We start from the raw sequence: 20425 nt of genomic DNA on the forward strand, positions 1-20425 counted from the left end.
GGTCAGTTCAGCGGAGGCGGTCCGGCCTGGGCGGCCGTGCCCCACCCGGACGGCTCGGCGCCGACCGCGAACGCGAGTGACCGCATGCGCCGCAGGTCGTGCGTCGTCAGGTACGTGCGGTCGTAGGCGTTGCCGTCGACGCGGGCCGACCGGATGTAGCGGCGGGCGTCCGAGGTGCCGGGCGCCGTCACCGTGAGCGCCCCGTGGGGGTAGTAGCGCCGGTCGAGGGTGAGGTCGACGCGGTCGAAGACGGGGGTGGACAGGCCCCAGGTGTCGTAGCCGGGCTGCACCGGGAAGAGACCGATCGACGACAGCACGTTCCAGGCGGACATCGTGCCGAGGTCGTCGTTGCCGGTCATGCCGGTCGGGCTGTCCGTGAACAGGGTCAGCGCGGCGTGCACCACGTCCGTCGTCTTCCACGGCTCGCCGGTCGAGAGATAGGTGTAGGGCGCGATGAGGTCGGGCTCGTTCTGCGGGTTGTACTTGTCCGCGTTGTAGTAGTCGTACGGGCCGTTCACCCATACCTCACGGGCGGTCCTGGCGGGATCCCGCACGAGCTGGTCGTAGGCGAAGAAGGAGTCCAGCCGGTCGTTGGCCGCCTGCTCGCCGCCGATCAGGGCGACCATGCCCGGCAGGTCCTGCGGCACCAGCCACTGGTACTGCCAGGCGGTGCCCTCGTGGAACCCCTCGCTCCTGGCCGGGTCGTCCGGCCCGGTGAAGGCGCCGGAGGCGTCGCGCGCCCGGAAGAAGCCGGTCGTGGCGTCGAACACCCTGCGGTAGTTCTGGGCACGGGCGGTGTAGCGCGCCGCGTCGGCGGCATGGCCGAGGTCGCGGGCCATCTCGGCGAGCATGGCGTCCGAGAGGGCGTACTCCAGTGTCGCGGACGCGCCGTGGTCGTAGTCCGAGTCTCCCGGTTTCGCGTGCGGGCGGCCCTTGATGTACGGCGCGAAGCCGTCCGCGATGTACGCCGCGTTCGCCTCGCGGCCCACGGCCGGCGAGTCGGCGGGCGGCACCCCGTCGGCGTTCCTCCTCAGGGCGCGGTAGGCCCGGTCCTCATAGCCCTTCAGCAAGCCCTGCTGGTACGCGTTGGTGAGGAACGGGGTCACCGGGTCGCCGGTCATGATGTTCGTCTCGACCGTGCCGTACCCCCACTTGGGCAGCCAGCCGCTCTCCTCGTCGATCTTGATCACGGATATCGCCATGTCCCGGGCCTCACGCGGCGCGAGCAGCGACAGGAGCTGGGACTGGGTGCGGTAGGTGTCCCACAGGGACCAGTTCTGGTAGTACGTGAAGCCCCGCGCGCGGTGGATCCGCTGGTCCCGGCCGGTGTAGCGGCCGTCGGCGTCGCCGCCGACGTTCGGCGCGAGGAAGGACCGGTACAGGGACGAGTAGAACGTACGGCGGAGGGTGTCGCTGCCGCCCCGCACACGCACGTCGTCGAGCCGGTCCTCCCACGCCCGCCGTGCGGCGTCGCGCACCCGGTCGAAGGAACGGCCGCCCTCGGCGCGGAGGTTGACGGCGGCGCCGTGGGCGTCGACGTACGACAGGGCGGTGGTCGCCTCGACGGTCCGGTCCCCGGTCGTGTCGAAGCGGACGTACGCGCCGTCCCGGCCGGTCCTCGACCCGCCGGTGACCGTGGCCCCGTCCCAGGTGCCGTACGCGGTGAAGGGGCGGTCGAAGCGGGTGATCGTGTAGACGGTGTACGGCTTGGTGTCCTGGCAGAAGCCGCTGCCGGTGATCGCGGTGCGCACGGTCCGGTTGTCGAGGACCTCGACCTTGGAGGCGACCGTCCGGTGCAGCGACTGGCCGGCGTCGAGCAGGACGTTGGCCTTGTCCGTCGCGGGGAAGGTGTAGCGCTGCACTCCGGTGCGCGCGGTCGCGGTCAGTTCGGCGTCGATGCCGCTTTTGAGCCCGACCCTGTAGTAGCCGGGGCTCGCCTTCTCGGTGTCGTGGCTGAACTCGGCCTCGTACTTCGCGTAGTCGGTCTCCGTGACGTCGCCGGTGGTCGGCAGCACGGGCAGGTCGCCGCCCAGGCCGCAGCCGACGCCGGAGAGATGGACGAGGGAGAAGCCACGGATGTGATTCTGGGCGTGGTCGTAACCGGTGTTGTGCCCGGTGTCCGGCGACAACTGCACCATCCCGAAGGGCACGGCCGCGCCGGGGTAGGTGTTGCCTTCGTTCTCGGTTCCGATGAACGGGTTGACGAGGTCGGTGAGTTGGCCGTCCCGGTCGGCGGCGGCCTCGGCCGCGGGCGCGGTGAGGGCCCCGCCGAGGAGAGCGACCGCCGCGATCACCGTGCCCGCACCGCGAATGCGCTGAGTCCATCTCATGGGCGTCCGTACCCCTCCCCTGGACAACGTTGTCAGAGCGGCCCGCTCATTCTTCGCGTTGTGCGTGTACTCGTCAAGAGTGGGGGCGGGCAGGGGAGTTCGGCGTGCGGACCCGTCGCGACCCGGCCCCGACGGTCCTGGCACACTGCACGGCATGACGACCCTGACGCCCGCTCGTGCCCTCGTACTGCTCTGGAGCGGCATCACTTGCCTGGTCGTGGTGGCGGGCGGAGTGCTGGGCGCGCTCCTCGGCGGCTGGACGGCGTCGGTTCTCGCCGGCCTGTCGGCCGGGGCCGTCTGCCTGACCGGCTCCGTGTTCGTGCGGCGGCGTGTCATGACCAGGTTCGCCGTGGCCGAACAGGAGGCGATGGCTCGCGGCTATGCCGAAGGCCTCTCCCACGGCCTCCTCGCCGTCGTCGCCCAGTACGAGGCAGCCGTCTTCCCCATGAGCGCCGGGGGAGTGACCGCCGAGGAGCGGCTGGCCCGGCGCGGCGCCGCATACCGGATCGCCGCCGAGGCCGCACTGCCCACCCCCGTACGCGTGGCCGCTGCCGCCGCCCTGGCGGCACTGGACGAGGCGGACCCGCGTCGCTCCCGGGACGCCATCGGCAGGCTCTTCTCCGCCGTCAACCCCGGAACGGGTGGCTCGGCGGAGTAGGCGCGCGCGGGCGGGTCGTGCGGACGAGCGGGGTCGTCCGGTTCGAGGAGCAACGGCCTTCGGGAGCCGGCCCGTCAGGCGGCCGTCGAGGAGGCTGCCTGCCGGGAGGCTGTCGTGGCCCGGGAGTTCGGTGACCGCGGCCCCGCGCGTGGTGTCGCTTTCGGCGCTCGTCCGGCGGGTCCCGCGCTCTGCTCGCCCCCGCGGACGCGTGCGAGTCGGCGCGCGGGTCCGAAGCCCGGGACGCCCGGCCGCGATCGGCCTAGGGCTTGCGGACCGCCGCGGCCGGGGGACGCTCGCGGAGCGCGCCGTATCCGATGAAGTACGCGGGAAGACGGCGTGCGAACCGTGACCCGGCGAGCAGACCCGCCATGTGCCGCGCCCTGTCGACGCTGCCCAGAGGTGGCTGCCCCTGGAGGACGGGAGTGATGACGCGGGCATGGGCCACCCGCTGGAGGGCCTGCGTGAGGACCGTGGTGGGACGGCGGCGGCGCTGCACACCGCGTACGTCGCGCAGTCCGACCCGCCCGTGGCGCAGCGGCTCGACCAGGTGGCGGGCGGTGGCCACGGCGTCCTCGACGGCGAGATTGATACCGATGCCGAAGACCGGGGACATCGCGTGCGCGGCGTCGCCGATGCACAGCAGGCCCGGGCGGTGCCAGCGGCGCAGCCGGTCCAGGCGCACGTCGAGGAGCTTGACGTCGTCCCACGAGCGCAGGTGGTGCGTCCGGTCCGCGATCCAGGGCACGGCGGCGGCGTAGTCGTCGAGGAAGCGGTCGAGGCCGGCGGCGCGACGCCGGCTGTCGGTGCCCTTGGGGATGAGCGCGGCGCACTGCCAGTAGTCCCCGCGGTCGATCATCGCGGTCAGGAAGCGGTCACCGGCGCCGCCGACGAGTCCACGTGGGTCGTCTTCGCGCCGCGGCAGCCGGAACCACCACGCGTCCATCGGACAGCCGAAGCGGCGCTGTCCCAGCTCCGGCAGCGAGCGGGCCAGTGATCCGCGGCCGTCGCAGGCGACGGTGAGGTGGGCGCGCAGCTCGCCGGCGCGGCCGTCGGAGGTGCGGTAGCGCACCCCGGTGACCCGACCGCCCTCCATCAGGAACGAGGTCGCCTCGGTGCTCATCCGCAAATGGAAGGAGGGCTCGCGTCCGGCCTCGTCCGCGAGGAGGTCCAGCAGATCCCACTGGGGCACCATCGCAACGTAGTTGTACGGGCCGCCCAGCACCGCGAGGTCCGCGACCGTGACGTTCGCCCGGTCGGTCCCGACAGGCAGCTGGATGGTGCGTACCCGGCGCTGTGGCAGCCGGGCGAAGCGCTCGGCCAGCCCCAGGTCGTCCAGCAGCGCCAGCGTGGAGGGGTGCACGGTGTCGCCGCGGAAGTCGCGCAGGAAGTCACCGTGTTTCTCCAGCACCGTCACGTCGATGCCCGCCCGGGCCAGCAGCAGCGCGAGCACCATGCCGGCGGGACCGCCCCCCACTACGCAGCACGTGGTCCGCTCCATCGCAGCCTGCCCTTCGGGAGATCCCAATTCATCGCTTGGTGAATATTGTAGTCCACCGACGGGTCCTCGATCCGGTCGGGCGGTAGCCTGCTCGTGAGGGCAGCCATGGCCGACGAAGTGCGCATCCGGCTTCTCGGCGGTTTCGCCGTGACGGTCGCGGGCCGCCCGGTCGCCGCCGGGGCCTGGCGGCTGCGCAAGGCCCGCAGCCTGCTCAAACTCCTGTGCCTGTCCCCGGGCCACCGGATGCACCGGGAGCGCCTCTACGACCTTCTCTGGCCGGACCTCGACCGGGCGGCCGCGTCGAACAACCTGCACCAGGTGCTGCACGCCGTGCGGCGCGCGCTGACGGCCACCGGGGCACCGGGCGATGTCGTCGTACTCCGCGACGACCTGGTGCTGCTCGGCCCCGACGGCGGTGTGCGGATCGACCTCGACGACCTCGACGAGGCGGTACGCCGGGCGTCGGACGGCGGCGGGGCGGCGGACTACCGTGCCGCGCTCGCCCTGGCCGACGCCGGTCTGCTGCCCGAGGACCGTTACGAACCATGGGCCGGCGAGGCGGCCGCGGCGCTGGAGACCCGGCGTACGACACTCAGGCTGCGACTGGCCGAGGCGCTGGAGCACGACCACCACACGGCCGAGGCCGTCGACGTGCTGCGCGCCCTGATCGCCCAGGACCCCCTGGACGAGCCAGCCCACCGGGCGCTGATGCGGGCCCTGGCGGACGCCGGGCGGCGCCGGGAGGCCTTGGCCGCGTACGAACGTCTGCGTGACGCGCTGCGCCGTGACACCGGCGCCGACCCCGACCCGCAGACACGCCGCCTCTTCCGCGCCCTGCTCGCCGACTCGGTCGAGGCACGGGAACAGCGCCCCGAGGCCCCACGGCACCGCCTGCCGATACCGGCGACGGCCCTCATCGGCCGGGAGCGCGAGACGGCCGAGGTGGAGAAGCTGCTCGAACGGAGCAGGCTCCTCACCCTCACCGGGGCCGGCGGCTGCGGCAAGACCCGGCTCGCGCTCGCCGTGGCGGCCCGGCGCGAGGACCGCTTCCGCAACGGGGCGTGCTTCGTGGACCTCGCCGCGCTGACGGAACCCCACCTCGTCCCAGAAGCGGTCGCCACGGCCCTCGGGGTGCAACCGCCGCCGTCCGGCGGGGCCCAGCGGGCGCTGATCGCCCAACTCGGCGACCAGGACCTGCTGCTGGTGCTGGACAACTGCGAACACCTCGTCGACGCCTGCGCCGCCCTGGTCTCCGACGTCATGGCCCACTGCCCGGGCGTCTTCGTGCTCGCGACCAGCCGGGAGCCGTTGCGCAGCTACGGGGAACGCACCTTCCGGGTGCCGTCCCTGTGTCTTCCGGATCCGCGCCGGCTGCCGTCCGTGGCCGAGCTCGGCCGTTTCGCCTCCGTACGGCTGTTCGTCGAGCGGGCCGCCGACGCCGCCCCCGGCTTCCGGCTGACCTCGGGGAACGCGGAGGCCGTCGCCCAGATCTGCTTCCGGCTCGACGGAATGCCCCTGGCCCTGGAACTGGCGGCGGCCCGGGTGCCCCTCCTGGCCCCGCGTCAGATCGCCGAACGCCTGGACGACGCCCTGGCCCTGCTCGGCCGGGGCAGCCGGCACGGCGTGACCAGGCAGGAGACCCTGCTGGCCACCCTGGAGTGGAGCCATCGACTGCTCGACGACGACGAACGGCGCCTGCTCCGCCGGCTCGCCGTCTTCGCGGGCGGCTTCACGCTAGCCGCGGTCGAGAAGGTGTGCGCCGACGGCCCCCACCGCACCCCGGTGCTGGAGCTCCTCGGCAGGCTGGCCGACAAGTCCCTGGTGGGGGTGGAGCCCCCGCAGGACGAGGACGAGGCTCGCTACCGGCTGCTGGAGACGATCCGGCAGTACGCCGCCGAGCGGCTGCGGGCCGCCGGGGAACAGGCGGCGACCGAGGCCCGCCACCGGCGCTTCTACCTGGAGCTCGCCGAGGCCCGGGACCGCGAACCGTCCACGGGAGTCTCTGGAGCGACTCCCCTGGAGCTGGAGGCCGACTACGACAATCTCCGGGCCGCCCTGCGCTCGTTCCTGGGCCACGAGCCGGACGACGCGCTGCGTCTGGCGGTCGCCCTGCGATCGTTCTGGCCCGAACGCGGGCGCCTCGCCGAGGGCCGGCGCCGGCTGGACGACGCCCTGGCCGCCGCGCCGGCGCCCACACCGCAGCGGGCGAGAGCGCTGATGGGGAAGGCCGTCCTGGCGATCCGCCTCGGTGACGGCTCCCAGCTGGAGGGCATCGGCGCGCAGATCGTGGCGATCCACCGGCGCCGGCCTGAGCCGGCGGCGCTCTCGCACGCCTACTACCAGCAGGCGGTCCTGCTCTGGATGCGCGGTGCCTGGGAGCGCGCCCGCACCGCTCTCGACCGGGCCCGCGCCCTTGCCCGGGAGGCGGGCGAGACGTCGGTCCTCGCCGTCGCCGCGCACCTCGAGGCCGTCTGGGCGGTCTGCCGCGGCGAGGGGACGGCGGCCCGCGCGGCCTGCTCCGAGAGCCTCCGGCTGCTGGCGGACGCCGGGCCGGACAGCGGCCCGTTCTTCACGGTCATGACGCCGGGGTACACGGTCCAGGTCGACGAGGCGGGCCAGGTGTCGCTGCTCTTCGAGGAGACCGTGCTCGTCGGCCGCACGGTCGGCCCGTCCCGGGCCCGCGGCTACGTCCTGGCTAACCTCGCCTGGGCGGCCCGCCTGGAGGGCGATCCCGGCGCCGCCACCACGGCGGCCGAGGACAGCGTCGACCGCTTCCGCGCGCTGGCCGACCCGCACGGGGAATCCCTGGCCCTCAACACGCTCGGCAACATCCACCGGAGCCGGGGCGACCACGGCGCGGCGCGCGAGTACCTCGACACGGCGCTGGCGATCAGACGCCGGCTCGGTGACCGCCGTGAGGAAGGCATCACCCTCGGCTGCCTGGGTCTGCTCCACCTGGCCGCCGGGGACACCGGGAGCGCGCGGGCCGCCGTCTCCCGCGCCCTCGCGGGCTTCGAGGAGAGCGACGACATCCCCGGCGTCACCAACAGCCTGCTGCACCTCGGCCTGGTGGCCCGGGCGGCGGGTGACGCGACACAAGCGCGGAACCTGCTGACCCGCGCCCAGCGGCTCGAACAGATCGCCGGGTCGATCCCGGCCGCCGGATGGGTCGCCCTCATGCTGGCTCGGCTCCACCGGGAGGCGGGCGACCCCGACGCCGCCGGGGCGGCGGCCGCCCGGGCCGGTGACCTCTTCGCCGACCTCGGCGACACACGGGGCGCGGCCGTGCTGCGGCGCACGGTGCCACGGACGCCGACCGCGCAAAGCGGCTGCTGAGTGAGTGCTAAGAGACGCTTCCTACGGTCATGGACATCAGCGCAAGACACTCGGAGCGAGGAGCCGATGATGTCGATCGACACGGCAAGGGGCGTCCTGGGAGACGCCACCGTCGCCGAACTGGAAGCAGGCCTGCGCGGCACCGTCGTCCGCCCCGACGACACCGCCTACGACGAGGCCCGGGCGGTCTGGAACGGAGCCCACGACAAGCACCCGGCGCTGATCGTGCGCTGCGCCGGGACCGCGGACGTCGTCCGCGCCGTCGAGTTCGCACGCAGCCAGGACCTGCGCGTCGCCGTGCGCGGCGGCGCCCACAGCATCGCCGGGTTCTCGACCGTCGACGACGGCATCGTCATCGACCTGTCGCCCATGAAGGGCGCCCTCGTCGATCCCCGCCGGCGCCGGGCGGTCGCCCAGGGCGGCCTGACCTGGGGCGAATTCGACCAGGAGACCCAGGCCTTCGGCCTCGCCGTGACCGGCGGCCTGGTCTCCTCGACGGGCATCGCGGGCTTCACGCTCGGCGGCGGCGTGGGCTGGCTGCTGCGCCGCCACGGGCTGGCCTCCGACAACCTGACGGCGGCCGAGGTCGTCACCGCGGACGGCCGCGTGGTGCGCGCGGACGAGCAGGAACACCCCGAGCTGTTCTGGGCGCTGCGAGGAGGTGGCGGCAACTTCGGTGTCGTCACGTCGTTCGAGTACGAGCTGCACCCTGTCGGGCCCCAGATCCTGGGCGGCCTGATCGTCTACCCCCAAGCGCAGGCCCGGCAGGTGATCACGGGCTGGCGGGAGCTGATCGCGGACATGCCCGACGAGCTGACCACACTGATCAACCTGACGACGGCACCTCCGCTGCCGTTCCTGCCCCCCGAGGTGCACGGCACCCGCGTCCTGGTGCTCGTCGGCATGTACGCGGGCGACCCCGCGGCCGGTGAGCCGGTCGTCGGTCCGCTGCGCAGGCTGGGCACCCCCATCGCCGACCTCATGGGCCCCATGCCGTACACCGGCATGCAGTCGATGCTCGACCCGCTGTGGACGGCCGGCGCGCACAACTACTTCACGTCGGCGTTCATCGAGCCGTCCGACGCCTCGGTCGACGCCCTGCTGCGCCACCACCTGGCGACGCCCACACCCTCCAGCGAACTGCATCTGCACCAACTGGGCGGCGCCTACGCCCGCGTACCCGCCGACGCCACGGCCTTCAGCCAGCGGGAGCCGGGCGTGCTGTGCAACGTGATCGCGCGATCCCCGGACGCGACGGACTTCGACGCCCACGTCGCCTGGGCCCGCGACACCCGCAGGGACATCGCTCATCACGGCCACGGGGCCATGTACGTCAACTTCACCGGCGACGCCGCCGAGGACAGGGTGCGGGCCTCCTACCCGGACGCCGTCCACGAACGCCTCGTGCGGGTGAAGGACGCCTACGACCCCACGAACATGTTCCGCCTCAACCAGAACATCCGCCCCTCGGCGGCGGCATGACCGACGACGGCTCGTGCGGGGCCCCCGGAACCGTGGGCCCCGTCACGGCTGCCGCTCGGGCGGCGACCGCAGCAGGAGGGTGCCGTCCGGTTCGCGGACGACGTGCGACCCGAAGTCGCGGCTGCCGAACCGGTCCAGAACGGCCCGCAGCCACTCCTCGTCGGCACGGCAAGCGCGCTCCAGACGCATCCGCCGCGCCTGGAGCGGCACCATGCGCACAGCGGCCGAAGTGCCGGTGCCCGGATCCACGGTCACGAGGTACAGCAGCCGCAGATCGTCCCGGAAGCGCTCGTAGCCGCTGATGCCCTCGTAGTCGTCGACGAAGTCGCCGCAGCCGTACAGGACCAGCTTGCCCCGGTAGACCTCCATGGGGCGCGGATGGTGCGAGGAGTGGCCGTGCACGAGGTCCACCCCGCCGTCGACGAGGGCGTGCGCGAAGCCGACCTCGTCACGTGAGATGCCGTAACCCCAGTTCGCCCCCCAGTGGACCGAGACGACCGCGATGTCGCCCGGCCGCTTCACCTGCCGCACCCGGCCGGTGATCCGGGCGGCGGCGGCACCGGACGGCTTGGCCAGGAAGGCCACCCCGCCGCGTCCGCCGGTGGCGGCCCATCCGTGCGGGATGCCGCTGGACGCCGTACCGCAGGAGAGCACCAGTACCCGGCCCCCGCCGTCGACCGGGACGATCGCCGGCCGGTTCGCCTCGTCCTCGTCCCGGCCCGCCCCCGCCGTCCTCAGCTTCGCGCCGGCCAGGGCGCCGAGCGTCTCGTCGAGCCCGCCGGTCCCGAAGTCCAGCACGTGGTTGTTGGCCAGGACACAGACGTCGGGGCGGGCGGCGGCCAGGCACGGCAGGTTGGCGGGGCTCATCCGGTAGTGCACCGCCTTGCCGGGCGCGAACCGGCCCGCCCGCGTGACACTGGTCTCCAGATTCAGGATCCGGGCGTCGGGCGCGGCCTGGTCCAGGATCCGCAACGCCTCGCCCCAGGGCCAGGAGAAGCCGACCGGCCGGGGAATCGGCCCGTTCACCGCCTCGGCCAGCTCGACATAGCCACGGGCGTCACGGACGTACGTCTCCCGCAGCGCCGGGTCCCCGGGGTGCGGAAGGATCTGGTCGACGCCCCGGCCCAGCATCACGTCACCGCAGAGGAACAGGGTGACCAGGCCCCCGCGCATACTCCCAGGCTAAGCGGTCGTCCGGGCTTGCCCACGGCGGGAAAATGAAAGGGGGGACGCGGGCGCCGACGAGGAGGCCGGTCATGTTCTTCACGGATCGTCTCGACGCGGGGCAGCGGCTGGCCGCCCGGCTGGCGTACCTCAAGGACCGGAGCGTGGTGGTGCTGGGGCTGCCCCGGGGAGGGGTTCCGGTGGCGGCTCAGGTCGCCCGGGAGCTGAACGCCCCGCTGGACGTGTGCCTGGTCCGGAAGCTGGGGGTGCCGTACCAGCCGGAGCTGGGCATGGGGGCGATCGGTGAGGACGGCGTCCGGGTCATCAACGACGAGGTGGTGCGCGGCGCGCGGGTCACCCGGGAGCAGCTCGCCGAGGTCGAGAGCCGCGAGCGCGAGGTGCTGGCGCTGCGCGCCCGGCGGTACCGGGGCGAGCGGCAGCCGGTCGGCCTGGCGGGGCGGACGGCGGTGGTGGTCGACGACGGTGTCGCCACCGGGTCGACCGCACGGGCGGCCTGCCGGATCTCCCGCGCACGGGGAGCCGCGCGGATCGTGCTGGCCGTGCCCGTGGCACCGCGCGACTGGACCGAGCGGCTCGGCGGGGAGGCGGACGAACTGGTCTGCCTGGACACGCCCAGGAGCTTCTACGCGATCGGCCAGTTCTACGACGACTTCTCCCAGCTCGGCGACGACGAGGTGGTCGGCCTCCTGGAACAGGCGGCGGGCCGACCGCACGGAACCGCCGCCGACCCCGTGCCACCGGACCGGGAGGTCGACATGGCCGCCGGTGCCCTGCGGCTGCGCGGAGATCTGACCGTGCCCGACGGCGCGACCGGGCTCGTGGTGTTCGCGCACGGCAGCGGCAGCAGCCGCCGCAGCCCGCGCAACCGGTTCGTCGCGGCCGGGCTCAACCGGGCCGGCCTCGGCACCTTGCTCTTCGACCTGCTCACCCGGGACGAGGAGAGCGACAGGGCCAACGTGTTCGACACCGACCTGCTGGCCGGGCGCCTGGTGGACGTCACCACCTGGCTGCGCGGACAGCCGGAGAGCGAAGGGCTGGCGGTCGGATACTTCGGCGCCAGCACCGGCGCGGCCGCCGCCCTGTGCGCCGCCGCGGAACAGGGCAAGCGGGTCGCGGCGGTCGTCTCCCGCGGCGGCCGGCCCGATCTGGCCGGTCCTCGCCTGCCTGCCGTGGCGGCACCGACCCTGCTGATCGTCGGCGGCCACGATCCCACGGTGCTCGGCCTCAACCGCCAGGCACAGGCCCGGCTGCGCTGCGAGAACCGGCTCGCGGTCGTCCCGGGTGCCACCCACCTCTTCGAGGAGCCCGGTGCCCTGGAGGCCGTCACCGACCTGGCCCGCGACTGGTTCACGGACCACCTGGCCCCGGCCGCCCACGCCGTGGTGTGAGGCGCGCTTTGATGCTCTTCGTCTCTCTATGGGCATTTTTCACAGCACTTAAGCTGATGAGTGCTGATGAGTGCTGATGAGTGCTGATCGGGCCGTTCATCCACAGGGATGAGAATTGGTGACGAAAGAGCAGTCGACGTCGGAGCTGCCCCGCGTACCCGGAGCGGTGCAGGCCGAGGGCCTGCCGTTCCAGCAACCCGCCCTGGCCGCCGCGCGAGCCGCTGCTCAGGGTGCGTCGCTGGTGGCCGCCATGCTCGGGGCGGTGGGCCTGGTCGGCTGGATCTTCGGCATCGACGCGCTGAAGAGCGTGCTGCCCCACGTTGACGCGTCCATGAAGGTGAACACCGCCGTGGCTCTCCTGGCGCTCGGTGTCTCCCTGTTCGAGGTGGCCCGCAGACCCGCGTCCCCGCGCGCGATCGCCGTGGCCCGCGCGGCAGCCGCACTCGCCGGCCTGATCGCCGTGCTCACCCTCGCCGAGTACGCGACCGGAGCGCGCCTCGGCATCGACGAGCTCCTCTTCGACGACGACACCGCGCGGGTGGCGACCGGTGTGCCCGGCCGCATGGCGCCCAACACGGCCGCGGCGCTGGCGCTGACGAGCCTGGCGTCATGGTGCGCGAGCACCCGCCTGCCCGCCTGGACGAGCCAGATCCCCGGTCTGGCCGTCCTCGGGCTGGGCATGATGCGGTTCTACGCGTTCGTCTACGACGTCCCCGAACTGGAACGGTTCGGCGGCTACACGGGCATGGCCCTGCACACGGGGATGGCCCTGGTCCTGCTGGGGCTGGCCGCCTTCCTGGCCCGGCCCGACGAAGGCGTCGCGGGCCTGCTGATGAACGCGGGCACCACGGGCGCGCTGGGCCGCCGGCTGTTCGCCACCGCCCTGGTGGCGCCGCTGCTGCTGGGCTGGGCCGTCCTGGCAGGGGAGGACGCGGGACTGTACGGGGCGCGACTGGGCTTCGCGTTGTTGGTGTGCGGCCACGCGGTGGTGTTCTCCGCGGTCATCTTCGTCGCCCTGGTCGTGGGCTGCCGTGTCGAGGTGGCGCACGCCCGTGCCCAGTGGCAGGTGCGGCAGACCGAACTGCTCCAGGCGTTCATGGACCACACGCCCGCGGTGGTGTTCATCAAGGACCTGGACGGCCGTTACCTGGCGGTCAACGCGCAGTTCGAGGAGAGCACGCACCTGCCCCGCGACCGGGTACTGGGCCGTACGGACGAGGACATCATGCCGGCCGGCCTCGCGCGTCACGTGCGGGCCGCGGACCTGGACATGCTGGCTCAGGGCAGTCCCGTGCAGCGGGAGGAGCTGCTCATCCTGCCGGAGGGCCCGAGGGACTTCCTCACCACCCTCTTCCCCCTGAAGGATCCCGCCGGTACGCCCTACGCCGTCTGCGGTGTCGTCACCGACATCACCGAGCGGGTCGCGGCCCAGCGCGAGGTCCAGCGGGCCAACCGGCGCTTCCTCGCACTGCTGGAATCCGCGCCCGACGCCACCCTGATCACCGACGGCGCCGGCACCATCGTCATGGCCAACGCCCAGGTGGAACGCCTGTTCGGGCACGGTCCGGGCGACCTCACCGGCACCGAGGTCACCGACCTCGTGCCCCGTCCGGGACGCCGACGGCACAGCGCGCTCCTCGCCGCCTACCTGCGGCTGCGCGACCCGAGGCCGATGGTCCTGGACAAGGGCTTGTGCGGGCTGCACAGCGACGGCAGCGAGTTCCCCGTGGAGGTGAGCGTCAGCAGCCTCCAGGCCGAACAGGAGACGCTGGTGTTCCTGACCGTACGGGACATCACCGCACGCAGACAGGCCGAGGCCGAACGCGCCGAGCGCTACGAGCAGCACCGGCGCATCGCCCACACCCTCCAGCACAGCCTGATGGGCGAGCCGCCCCGCCTGCCGCACCTGCCCAGCGCCCACCGGTACCTGGCGTCCGTGCAGGACCCCGGAGTCGGCGGGGACTGGTTCGACATCATTCCGCTGGACCGGGACCGCACCGGTGTCGTCATCGGCGACGTGATGGGCCGCGGCCTGGAGGCGGCAGCCGTCATGGGCCAGCTGCGCGCGGCCTCCCACGCACTGGCGCGCACGGGCATACCGCCCAGCCGGCTCATGGCCGGACTGGACGTGTTCGTCAGCGACCTGGCGGACCAGCTCGTCACCTGCGTCTACCTCGTCATAGACCAGGCGGCCGGCGAGGTCAGCCTCTGCTCGGCCGGCCACCTGCCCGTCATCGCCCTGACTCCGGACGGCCCCGCCCACCGACTGCGGGCACCGGTGAGCGTGCCGCTGGGCGTCAACGATCCGTCCGGTGGCGCGGTGCCCTTCCACGAGACGACCCACCCGCTGCCGCCGGGCAGCACCCTGGCGCTCTACACCGACGGGCTGGTCGAGAGACCCGGCACCGACATCGACGCCCAGATCGACGTCCTCACCCACACCCTCCAGGTCGCGCTGAAGGGTGCTCCCGCGGACGCGGAGATCCTCGATCAGGCCGCGGCCCGGCTGATCGAAACCCTCATCCCGGACACCGCCGCCCACGACGACGACGTGACGCTCCTCCTGCTCGCGGTGCCCGCCCCCGAGGGGTCCGTCACGCGGTGAAGCGGTGGGTGCCGGAGCAGTGTGCCGTGCCGTGGACGGAGGCGAACGTGGCACGGGCGGAGGTGACGTCGCCGCCCGGGCGGGGGCGGATCACGATTCAATCCCTTGGCCTTCGGGCCAGTTCGTAAGCCACGCTGACCGATTCGGTGAGGCGGTCGTCGACCGTGTGGCGGCCGAGTTCGGCGGTGAGTTCGGCGTCGAACTCGGCGGCGCGGCCGGCGAGCACCGGAGGCGGCAGGAAGGAGGTCGAGCGGACATGGCCGGCGATTTCACGGATCGTCCAGTGGTGCTCGACGGAGAACTCGTGCCGCTCGACGGGCTCGAACCCCGCACGGGACAGCACGTCGCGGTCGGGGTCCCGCTGCCGTGCCTGTGCCCAGCCCGGCGGAACGCGGCCGGACACGCCCAGCGCGTCCTGCCAGGCGCGCAGCAGACCGTCGAGTGCCCGCTGCCAGTCCCGGGGGCCCGCCCACGGGCTGGTCGACCAGCACAGCGCGAGGTGACCGCCCGGCTCCAGCCAGGTGTGGGCGCGCCGGGCGGTCAAGGAGCGGTCGAGCCGGTGGAAGGCGTTGCCGATGACGATCAGCTCGAAGCTCTCCGGCTCGGCACACAGGTCCTCGGCCCTCGCGGTGACGGCCCGGACGTGGTCCGCTCCCATCGCGATCGCCTTGGCGCGGACCACCTCGGTCATGTCGGGTTCGGCGTCCACGGCCCGTACCTCGGCGAACCGGCCGTGCAGCGGGAAGGCCAGCTGACCGGTGCCGCACGCCAGGTCGAGCAGCCGTCCGTGCCCCGACGGAGCGGCCCGGCGAACGAGGTCGGCGATCATCGCCTCCGGGTAGGGAGGCCGGAACCGGTCGTAGTGTCCGGCGGTGCCCCGGTACAGATCCGGCTCGAACTTCATCTCGTCGACCATCCGGCCACTCTCGCACCGACCCCATCCGGGCCCGACCGAATTCGCCGCCGCGTCGGCCACGGGATGTCGACCGAAGAACGACCCGCTGGGTTGCCCTCCCGCCGGAAGGGTTTGTACCTTGTCCGCCCTTGCGCCGCCGCCACGGGGGAGGCGGGCGAGAGGAGCGATCGATGGCGGGGCGTCCTGAGAGTCCGCTGGATCCGACCGCGGGTCCCGTGCAACGGCTGGCGTTCGAGCTGCGCAAGTTACGCGCCGAGGCGGGCAGCCCCACCTACCGGGCCATGGCGGAGCGCACCGGTCACGGCGCGAGCACGCTGTCACAGGCAGCCGCCGGCGAGCGCCTGCCGACCCTGCCGGTCGTCCTGGCCTACGTGCGTGCCTGTGCCGGCGACCCGGAGGAGTGGGAGCGACGGTGGCGCACGGCTCACGCCGAAACGGTGGCCGAGCCCCGCGCCGACGACCCGGAGGCAGAGCCGCCCTACCGCGGCCTGGCCCGCTTCGAAGCCGCGGACGCCGCCCTGTTCTTCGGCCGGGACCGACTCACCGACCGCCTGGTCGAGCTGACTCGGAGCACCCGCTTCACCGCCGTCTTCGGACCGTCCGGCAGCGGCAAGTCCTCCCTGCTGCGCGCCGGCCTCATCCCCCGGCTCCGCACCGCGAACCGGGAGGACCCGCGGCCGGCCGCGCTCCGCGTCCTCACGCCCGGCGGCCACCCGATGCGGGTCCACGCCGACCGTCTCGTGCCGAAGGACGCGGACGGCGACACCTGGCTGATCGTGGATCAGTTCGAAGAGCTCTACACGCTGTGCGACGACCCCGCCGAACGCGACCGGTTCATCGACCGGCTCCTGACCGCCACGGACCCCGCGAGCCGGTTGCGCGTGGTCATCGGTGTGCGGGCCGACTTCCTGGGACGGTGCGCCGTTCACCCCGGCCTGACGGCCGCGCTCCAGGATGCCACGCTGCTGGTCGCCCCGATGAGCCGGGACGAGTTACGGGAGGCGATCGTCAAACCGGCCCAGGCGGCGGGCTGCATCGTCGAACGTCCCCTGACCGCGCGTCTCCTCACCGAGGTGGAGGGGGAACCGGGCGCGCTGCCGCTGATGTCCCACGCCCTGCTCGAGACCTGGCGCCGCCGCAGGAGCCGCGCCCTGAACGAGGTGGCGTACGAGGCTGCCGGCGGCCTGCACGGAGCGATCGCCCGCACCGCGGAGGAGGCCTTCGGCCGGCTCACCGACACCCAGTCGGCCCTGGCCCGAGGCATACTGCTGCGCCTCATCAGCCCTGGCGAAGGCACGTCCGACACCCGCCGTCCCGCCGAACGTGCCGAACTGGTGGGCTCGGCACCCGAGGACGCCCGGGACGATGCCGCCGTGATCCTGGAACGCCTCGCCGCCGCCCGGCTGATCACCCTGGACGGCGACACGGTGGACCTGGCGCACGAGGCCGTGATCAGTGCCTGGCCCCGACTGCGTGGCTGGATCGACGCGGAACGCGACCGCCTTCGCACTCACCGCCGGCTGACCGAGGCGGCCCGCGTCTGGCAGGACCTGGACCGCGATCCCGGGGCGGTGTACCGCGGCACGCGTCTGGCGGCGGCCGCCGAGGCCTTCGCCGCCCCCGGGCAGCGCACCGCCCTGACCGAGCTTGAGTGGTCCTTCCTGTCCGCCGGGATCGAGGCCGCGGAGCACGAGCGCCGGTCGGCGGCGCGTACGGCACGGCGTACCCGTACCTTCGCCATGGTCATCTCCGCGGTCGTCGCCCTGGCCCTCGTGGCCGGACTGGTGGCCTGGCAGCAGAACCGGGCCGGCGAGCGCAGAAAGGTGCAGGCCGAGGCGCGCCGCGTCGCCGCCGTGGCGGAGAGCCTGCGTGCCTCCGACCCGGCGACCGCCATGCAGCTCAGCCTGGCCGCCTGGAGGATCGCCGACCTGCCCGAGACGCGGTCGGCGCTGCTGGGGGCCATGGCTCAGAAGAACCAGGATGCCTTTCGGATTCCGGGGCCCGCCGACCCCGACACCGATGCCACGTATCTCAGCGACGGCGGACGCGTCGCCGTGTCCGTCGAAAGCGGGCGAGTCACACGATGGGACGTGCGCGGACATCATCGGCTCTCCTCTTTCCGCATCCCCGTGGCCGAGGACTGGGCCACGGCGAGGAGCGCGCTCTCACCGGACGGACGGATTCTGGCAGTCGGCACCGGTCGGTATGTGAACCTGTACGACGTGCGCACGGGGCGGCGGACCGGGCGGCTGCCGGACATCTATGTGGCATCCCCCGTCTTCGGCCCGAGCGGCCATACCCTGCTTCTCACAGCCACGGAGATCAACGTGACGCGACTGTGGGACGTGCGCCGCCACAAGCTGCTGTTCCAGACCGGTAAGGCGCCCCGCCCGGGAGAGATCCTCGACCTCGGCACGGGGGCGCTTCTCGGCAGTGCTTCCTTCGTCACGTGGTCCGTATTCGGTGGCGGCGGGGACGTCAGCGCCGACGACCGCTTCCTCGCCGACTGTTCCCACGGCAGGATCGAGGTCTGGAACATTGCGACACACCGCCGTTCACCGGGCCCTTGGACGGCGGTGCACAGCGATCAGTGCGCATCCGCGGGCATTCGTTTCGTCCCGGTCGGCAACGAACTGGCGATCACCACCAACAGCGGCACACGTATATGGGATGTGTTATCGGGAAAGGAACGGACGGGAATCAGACATCGCGGGCTCGAGGCGATGACGTACACGCCGGACGGCCGGTTCGCCGTCGCCTGCGACGACCAGGAGGTGCTCCTGTGGCGCCTGGATGCACCGCACACGCCGGTGTTTCGGGCTCCGGTGACGGCACAGAGTCCCTCAGACCTGCAACTCGACCAGCGCGACGGACAGATCCGGTACGTGTCGAGCGGTGCGAGCACCACCGTGAGGTCCCTCTTCCTAGGACATGCCTTGCAGCCGGGCTACCGCCATGACGTGACGACCGGCGTCGCGTTCAGCCCGGACGGCCGACTGCTCGCCGTGGCACGGCAGTCGGGCGGTCGGCACCGCCTGAGACTGGTCGACGTGACGCACGACAAGGTGCTGCCCGGTCGCCTGCCCACGGCTCCATGCCCCGTCGAAAACGAGGAGCCGGGCTGCACGGACAAGCTGGCGTTCTCCCCCGACGGCCGGACCTTCCTCTACTCCTCCACCGACGAGGACGACATCGAGCTCATCCTCACCGCCGTGGACACCAGCCGACCCGCCGGACGCACCACTTTCCGCGTCCCCGTACCGTCCGACGAAGTGGCGAGCATCGACGCATTGGCGCCGGACGACAGGGGAGCCGTTCTGCTGTCGCTGTTCGGTGACCGGATCGAGCGATGGGACACACGCCATCACACCAGAACCGGCCGATGGCTGAACGCCTCCGGAGACTCCCTGGCCCTGCCGGACGACGGCCGGTTCCTCGTCACCCCGGTTGGGCAGGTCGTCGATCTCGCAACGGGCCGGACGACGCGTCACACCCTCACCCAGGGAGAACCCACCGTCGTAGCGCTCAGCCACGACGGCGACCGCCTCGCGGCAGGCGACGAAGACGGATGGGTCACCCTCTGGGACGGCCGTGCCCGGCGCCGCCTGGGTGAGTTGCCTGTCACCTCCGCCGGCAGCACGGAGGTCTCGGCCCTCGCCTTCTCCCACGACGGGACCACTCTGGCCGTAGGCACGGACGACGGCAGCGTTCACCTGTGGGACGTCACGACCCGACTGCCGATAGGCTCGTCCCTCTCCACCGCAGGGGGGCGTGTCATGGCGCTGGCCTTCCGTGCGGACGACCGCACTCTGTATGTCTCCGGCGAGCACGTACCGCTGGAGAGCTACGACATCGCCCCGGACCGTGTGGCAGGCGATGTCTGCCGACGTGTCGGCACCGGCCTGCCACGATCCGAATGGCGAACGTATGTGCACGGCGTGCCGTACCGCGCATCCTGCTGAGGTCGCGCGCTACCAGGTGACCGGCAGCTCGTACACGCCGTAGATGACCGAGTCGTACTTGAAGGGAATCCGGTCCACGTCGGTGGCCAGGCGCAGGGTGGGAAGACGGACGGGTCGCGGTTGGCGAGTGCGCCTAGGAGGATGACGCCTTCTCCGGCGTGGATGGTGTGCCCGGCGATCCGGATGTCCTCCAGGGCGGTGCGCCGGCGGCCGAGGTGGACGACGGAGAGGTAGCGGAGGAGTTCCTCCACGGCGGAGACGATCGCCGTGGGCTCGTCGGCGTCGCGGACCAGGGCGAGCTGGTCGGGGTGCTGGAGGAGCAGCAGGGTGCCCAGGCTGATCATGTCGGCGGTCGTCTCGTGTCCGCCGAGCAGCAGGAGCACGCCCATGGTGGCGGCCTCGCGGCGGGTCAGCTCGCCGGTGTGGACGCGGACGGCGAGGGCGGAGAGCAGGTCGTCACCCGGGTGGGTCGGTTTCGTCGCAACCAGGTCGTCCAGGTACTGGGCAAGGGCGGTGTGCGCGGAGTGCCGTTCCTCGGCGGTGGCGACAGCGGACACGAGGGTCTTGCTGTTGGTCTGGAAGAAGTCGTGGTCCTCGTAGGGGACGCCGAGCAGGTCGGAGATGACCAGGGAGGGCAGGGGCAGGGCGAGTGCCTGGACGAGGTCGGCGGGCTTGGGGCCGGCCAGCATGGTGTCCAGGAAGTCGTCGACCATGCGTTGCACGGCCGGCCGCAGGGCCTCCACGCGTTTGATGGTGAAGGCACCGCTGACCATGCGGCGCAGCCGGGCGTGCTCGGGGTCGTCCATCCCGACGAAAAGTGGCCGGGATGCGACCACGGGGTTCCTGTGGAGCAGGGCGCGGACCTTACGAGATGCTGACCTCCGGGCCGGTGGCCACCGCTTCGGCCGCCCGGCGTGCCACTCTCGGTATGCCCCCCGCCGAACGGGTGGGTACTCCGCGGCCATTGGAGAAGCGGCTGCCGCGGAACGGCGCCCCGGGCAACCCCGGGGCGCTCCGCTCCCGGTCGGGTCACACGCGGCCGCAGGGCAGAACCGGTACTCGCTG

The 20425-nt window shown here is 72.7% G+C and carries 11 protein-coding genes and 1 pseudogene; 6 read left to right on the top strand and 6 right to left on the bottom strand.

Annotated elements, in window-relative coordinates:
- Positions 1-2: 2 nt before the first annotated feature.
- Positions 3-2330 (bottom strand): GH92 family glycosyl hydrolase, encoded by a 2328-nt coding sequence (locus ACFY01_RS29535; protein WP_390738796.1) that lies wholly within the window; start codon positions 2328-2330, stop codon positions 3-5.
- Between the two features lie 154 nt (positions 2331-2484).
- Between ACFY01_RS29535 and ACFY01_RS29540 the strand changes: the two genes are divergently transcribed.
- Positions 2485-2988 carry a hypothetical protein gene (locus ACFY01_RS29540; protein WP_390738797.1) on the top strand — a complete coding sequence of 168 codons (504 nt, stop codon included), beginning with the start codon at positions 2485-2487 and terminating at the stop codon, positions 2986-2988.
- Between the two features lie 259 nt (positions 2989-3247).
- On the opposite strand, the gene ACFY01_RS29545 is transcribed toward ACFY01_RS29540, so the two are convergent.
- Positions 3248-4486 carry an FAD-dependent oxidoreductase gene (locus ACFY01_RS29545; protein ID WP_390738798.1) on the bottom strand — a complete coding sequence of 413 codons (1239 nt, stop codon included), beginning with the start codon at positions 4484-4486 and terminating at the stop codon, positions 3248-3250.
- Positions 4487-4591: 105 nt separating this feature from the next.
- Here ACFY01_RS29545 and ACFY01_RS29550 point away from each other — a divergent pair, with 105 nt between their 5' ends.
- Complete coding sequence (locus ACFY01_RS29550) at positions 4592-7822, top strand: BTAD domain-containing putative transcriptional regulator (RefSeq protein WP_390738799.1); 3231 nt, start codon at positions 4592-4594, stop codon at positions 7820-7822.
- A gap of 66 nt (positions 7823-7888) precedes the next feature.
- Positions 7889-9304: an FAD-binding oxidoreductase gene (locus ACFY01_RS29555; RefSeq protein ID WP_390738800.1), complete on the top strand. Its 1416-nt coding sequence runs from the start codon at positions 7889-7891 to the stop codon at positions 9302-9304.
- A 42-nt stretch (positions 9305-9346) separates the two neighbouring features.
- Here ACFY01_RS29555 and ACFY01_RS29560 read toward each other — a convergent pair whose 3' ends face one another.
- A complete protein-coding gene (locus tag ACFY01_RS29560; protein WP_390738801.1) occupies positions 9347-10477 on the bottom strand; it encodes a CapA family protein in 1131 nt (376 codons plus the stop codon).
- 83 nt (positions 10478-10560) lie between these two features.
- On the opposite strand from ACFY01_RS29560, the gene ACFY01_RS29565 reads away from it, so the two are divergent.
- Entirely contained in the window at positions 10561-11877 is a 1317-nt protein-coding gene (locus tag ACFY01_RS29565) for a phosphoribosyltransferase family protein (RefSeq protein WP_390738802.1), read from the top strand.
- Between the two features lie 118 nt (positions 11878-11995).
- A complete protein-coding gene (locus ACFY01_RS29570; protein WP_390738803.1) occupies positions 11996-14482 on the top strand; it encodes a SpoIIE family protein phosphatase in 2487 nt (828 codons plus the stop codon).
- Here the strand turns inward: ACFY01_RS29570 and ACFY01_RS29575 are convergent.
- Positions 14472-14576: an alpha-L-rhamnosidase C-terminal domain-containing protein gene (locus ACFY01_RS29575; protein ID WP_390738804.1), complete on the bottom strand. Its 105-nt coding sequence runs from the start codon at positions 14574-14576 to the stop codon at positions 14472-14474. The genes ACFY01_RS29570 and ACFY01_RS29575 overlap by 11 nt on opposite strands.
- Before the next feature lie 3 nt (positions 14577-14579).
- Positions 14580-15398 (bottom strand): class I SAM-dependent methyltransferase, encoded by an 819-nt coding sequence (locus tag ACFY01_RS29580; protein WP_390738805.1) that lies wholly within the window; start codon positions 15396-15398, stop codon positions 14580-14582.
- Between the two features lie 170 nt (positions 15399-15568).
- On the opposite strand from ACFY01_RS29580, the gene ACFY01_RS29585 reads away from it, so the two are divergent.
- Positions 15569-19360 (top strand): hypothetical protein, encoded by a 3792-nt coding sequence (locus ACFY01_RS29585; protein ID WP_390738806.1) that lies wholly within the window; start codon positions 15569-15571, stop codon positions 19358-19360.
- Between the two features lie 9 nt (positions 19361-19369).
- On the opposite strand, the pseudogene ACFY01_RS29590 reads toward ACFY01_RS29585, so the two are convergent.
- Positions 19370-20175: pseudogene (locus ACFY01_RS29590) on the bottom strand (cytochrome P450); the annotation flags it as partial.
- Between the last annotated feature and the right edge of the window lie 250 nt (positions 20176-20425).

Source organism: Streptomyces sp. NPDC001480 (assembly GCF_042894725.1).
In the GTDB taxonomy this organism is placed as follows: Bacteria; Actinomycetota; Actinomycetes; order Streptomycetales; family Streptomycetaceae; genus Streptomyces.

Excerpts from the sequence above, each read along its gene's own strand:
- ACFY01_RS29560 (WP_390738801.1), bottom strand. The coding sequence starts at position 10,477 with ATGCGCGGGGGCCTGGTCACCCTGTTCCTCTGCGGTGACGTGATGCTG.
- ACFY01_RS29550 (WP_390738799.1), top strand. The coding sequence starts at position 4,592 with ATGGCCGACGAAGTGCGCATCCGGCTTCTCGGCGGTTTCGCCGTGACG.
- ACFY01_RS29540 (WP_390738797.1), top strand. The coding sequence starts at position 2,485 with ATGACGACCCTGACGCCCGCTCGTGCCCTCGTACTGCTCTGGAGCGGC.
- ACFY01_RS29545 (WP_390738798.1), bottom strand. The coding sequence starts at position 4,486 with ATGGAGCGGACCACGTGCTGCGTAGTGGGGGGCGGTCCCGCCGGCATG.
- ACFY01_RS29535 (WP_390738796.1), bottom strand. The coding sequence starts at position 2,330 with ATGAGATGGACTCAGCGCATTCGCGGTGCGGGCACGGTGATCGCGGCG.
- ACFY01_RS29555 (WP_390738800.1), top strand. The coding sequence starts at position 7,889 with ATGATGTCGATCGACACGGCAAGGGGCGTCCTGGGAGACGCCACCGTC.
- ACFY01_RS29565 (WP_390738802.1), top strand. The coding sequence starts at position 10,561 with ATGTTCTTCACGGATCGTCTCGACGCGGGGCAGCGGCTGGCCGCCCGG.
- ACFY01_RS29585 (WP_390738806.1), top strand. The coding sequence starts at position 15,569 with ATGGCGGGGCGTCCTGAGAGTCCGCTGGATCCGACCGCGGGTCCCGTG.
- ACFY01_RS29580 (WP_390738805.1), bottom strand. The coding sequence starts at position 15,398 with ATGGTCGACGAGATGAAGTTCGAGCCGGATCTGTACCGGGGCACCGCC.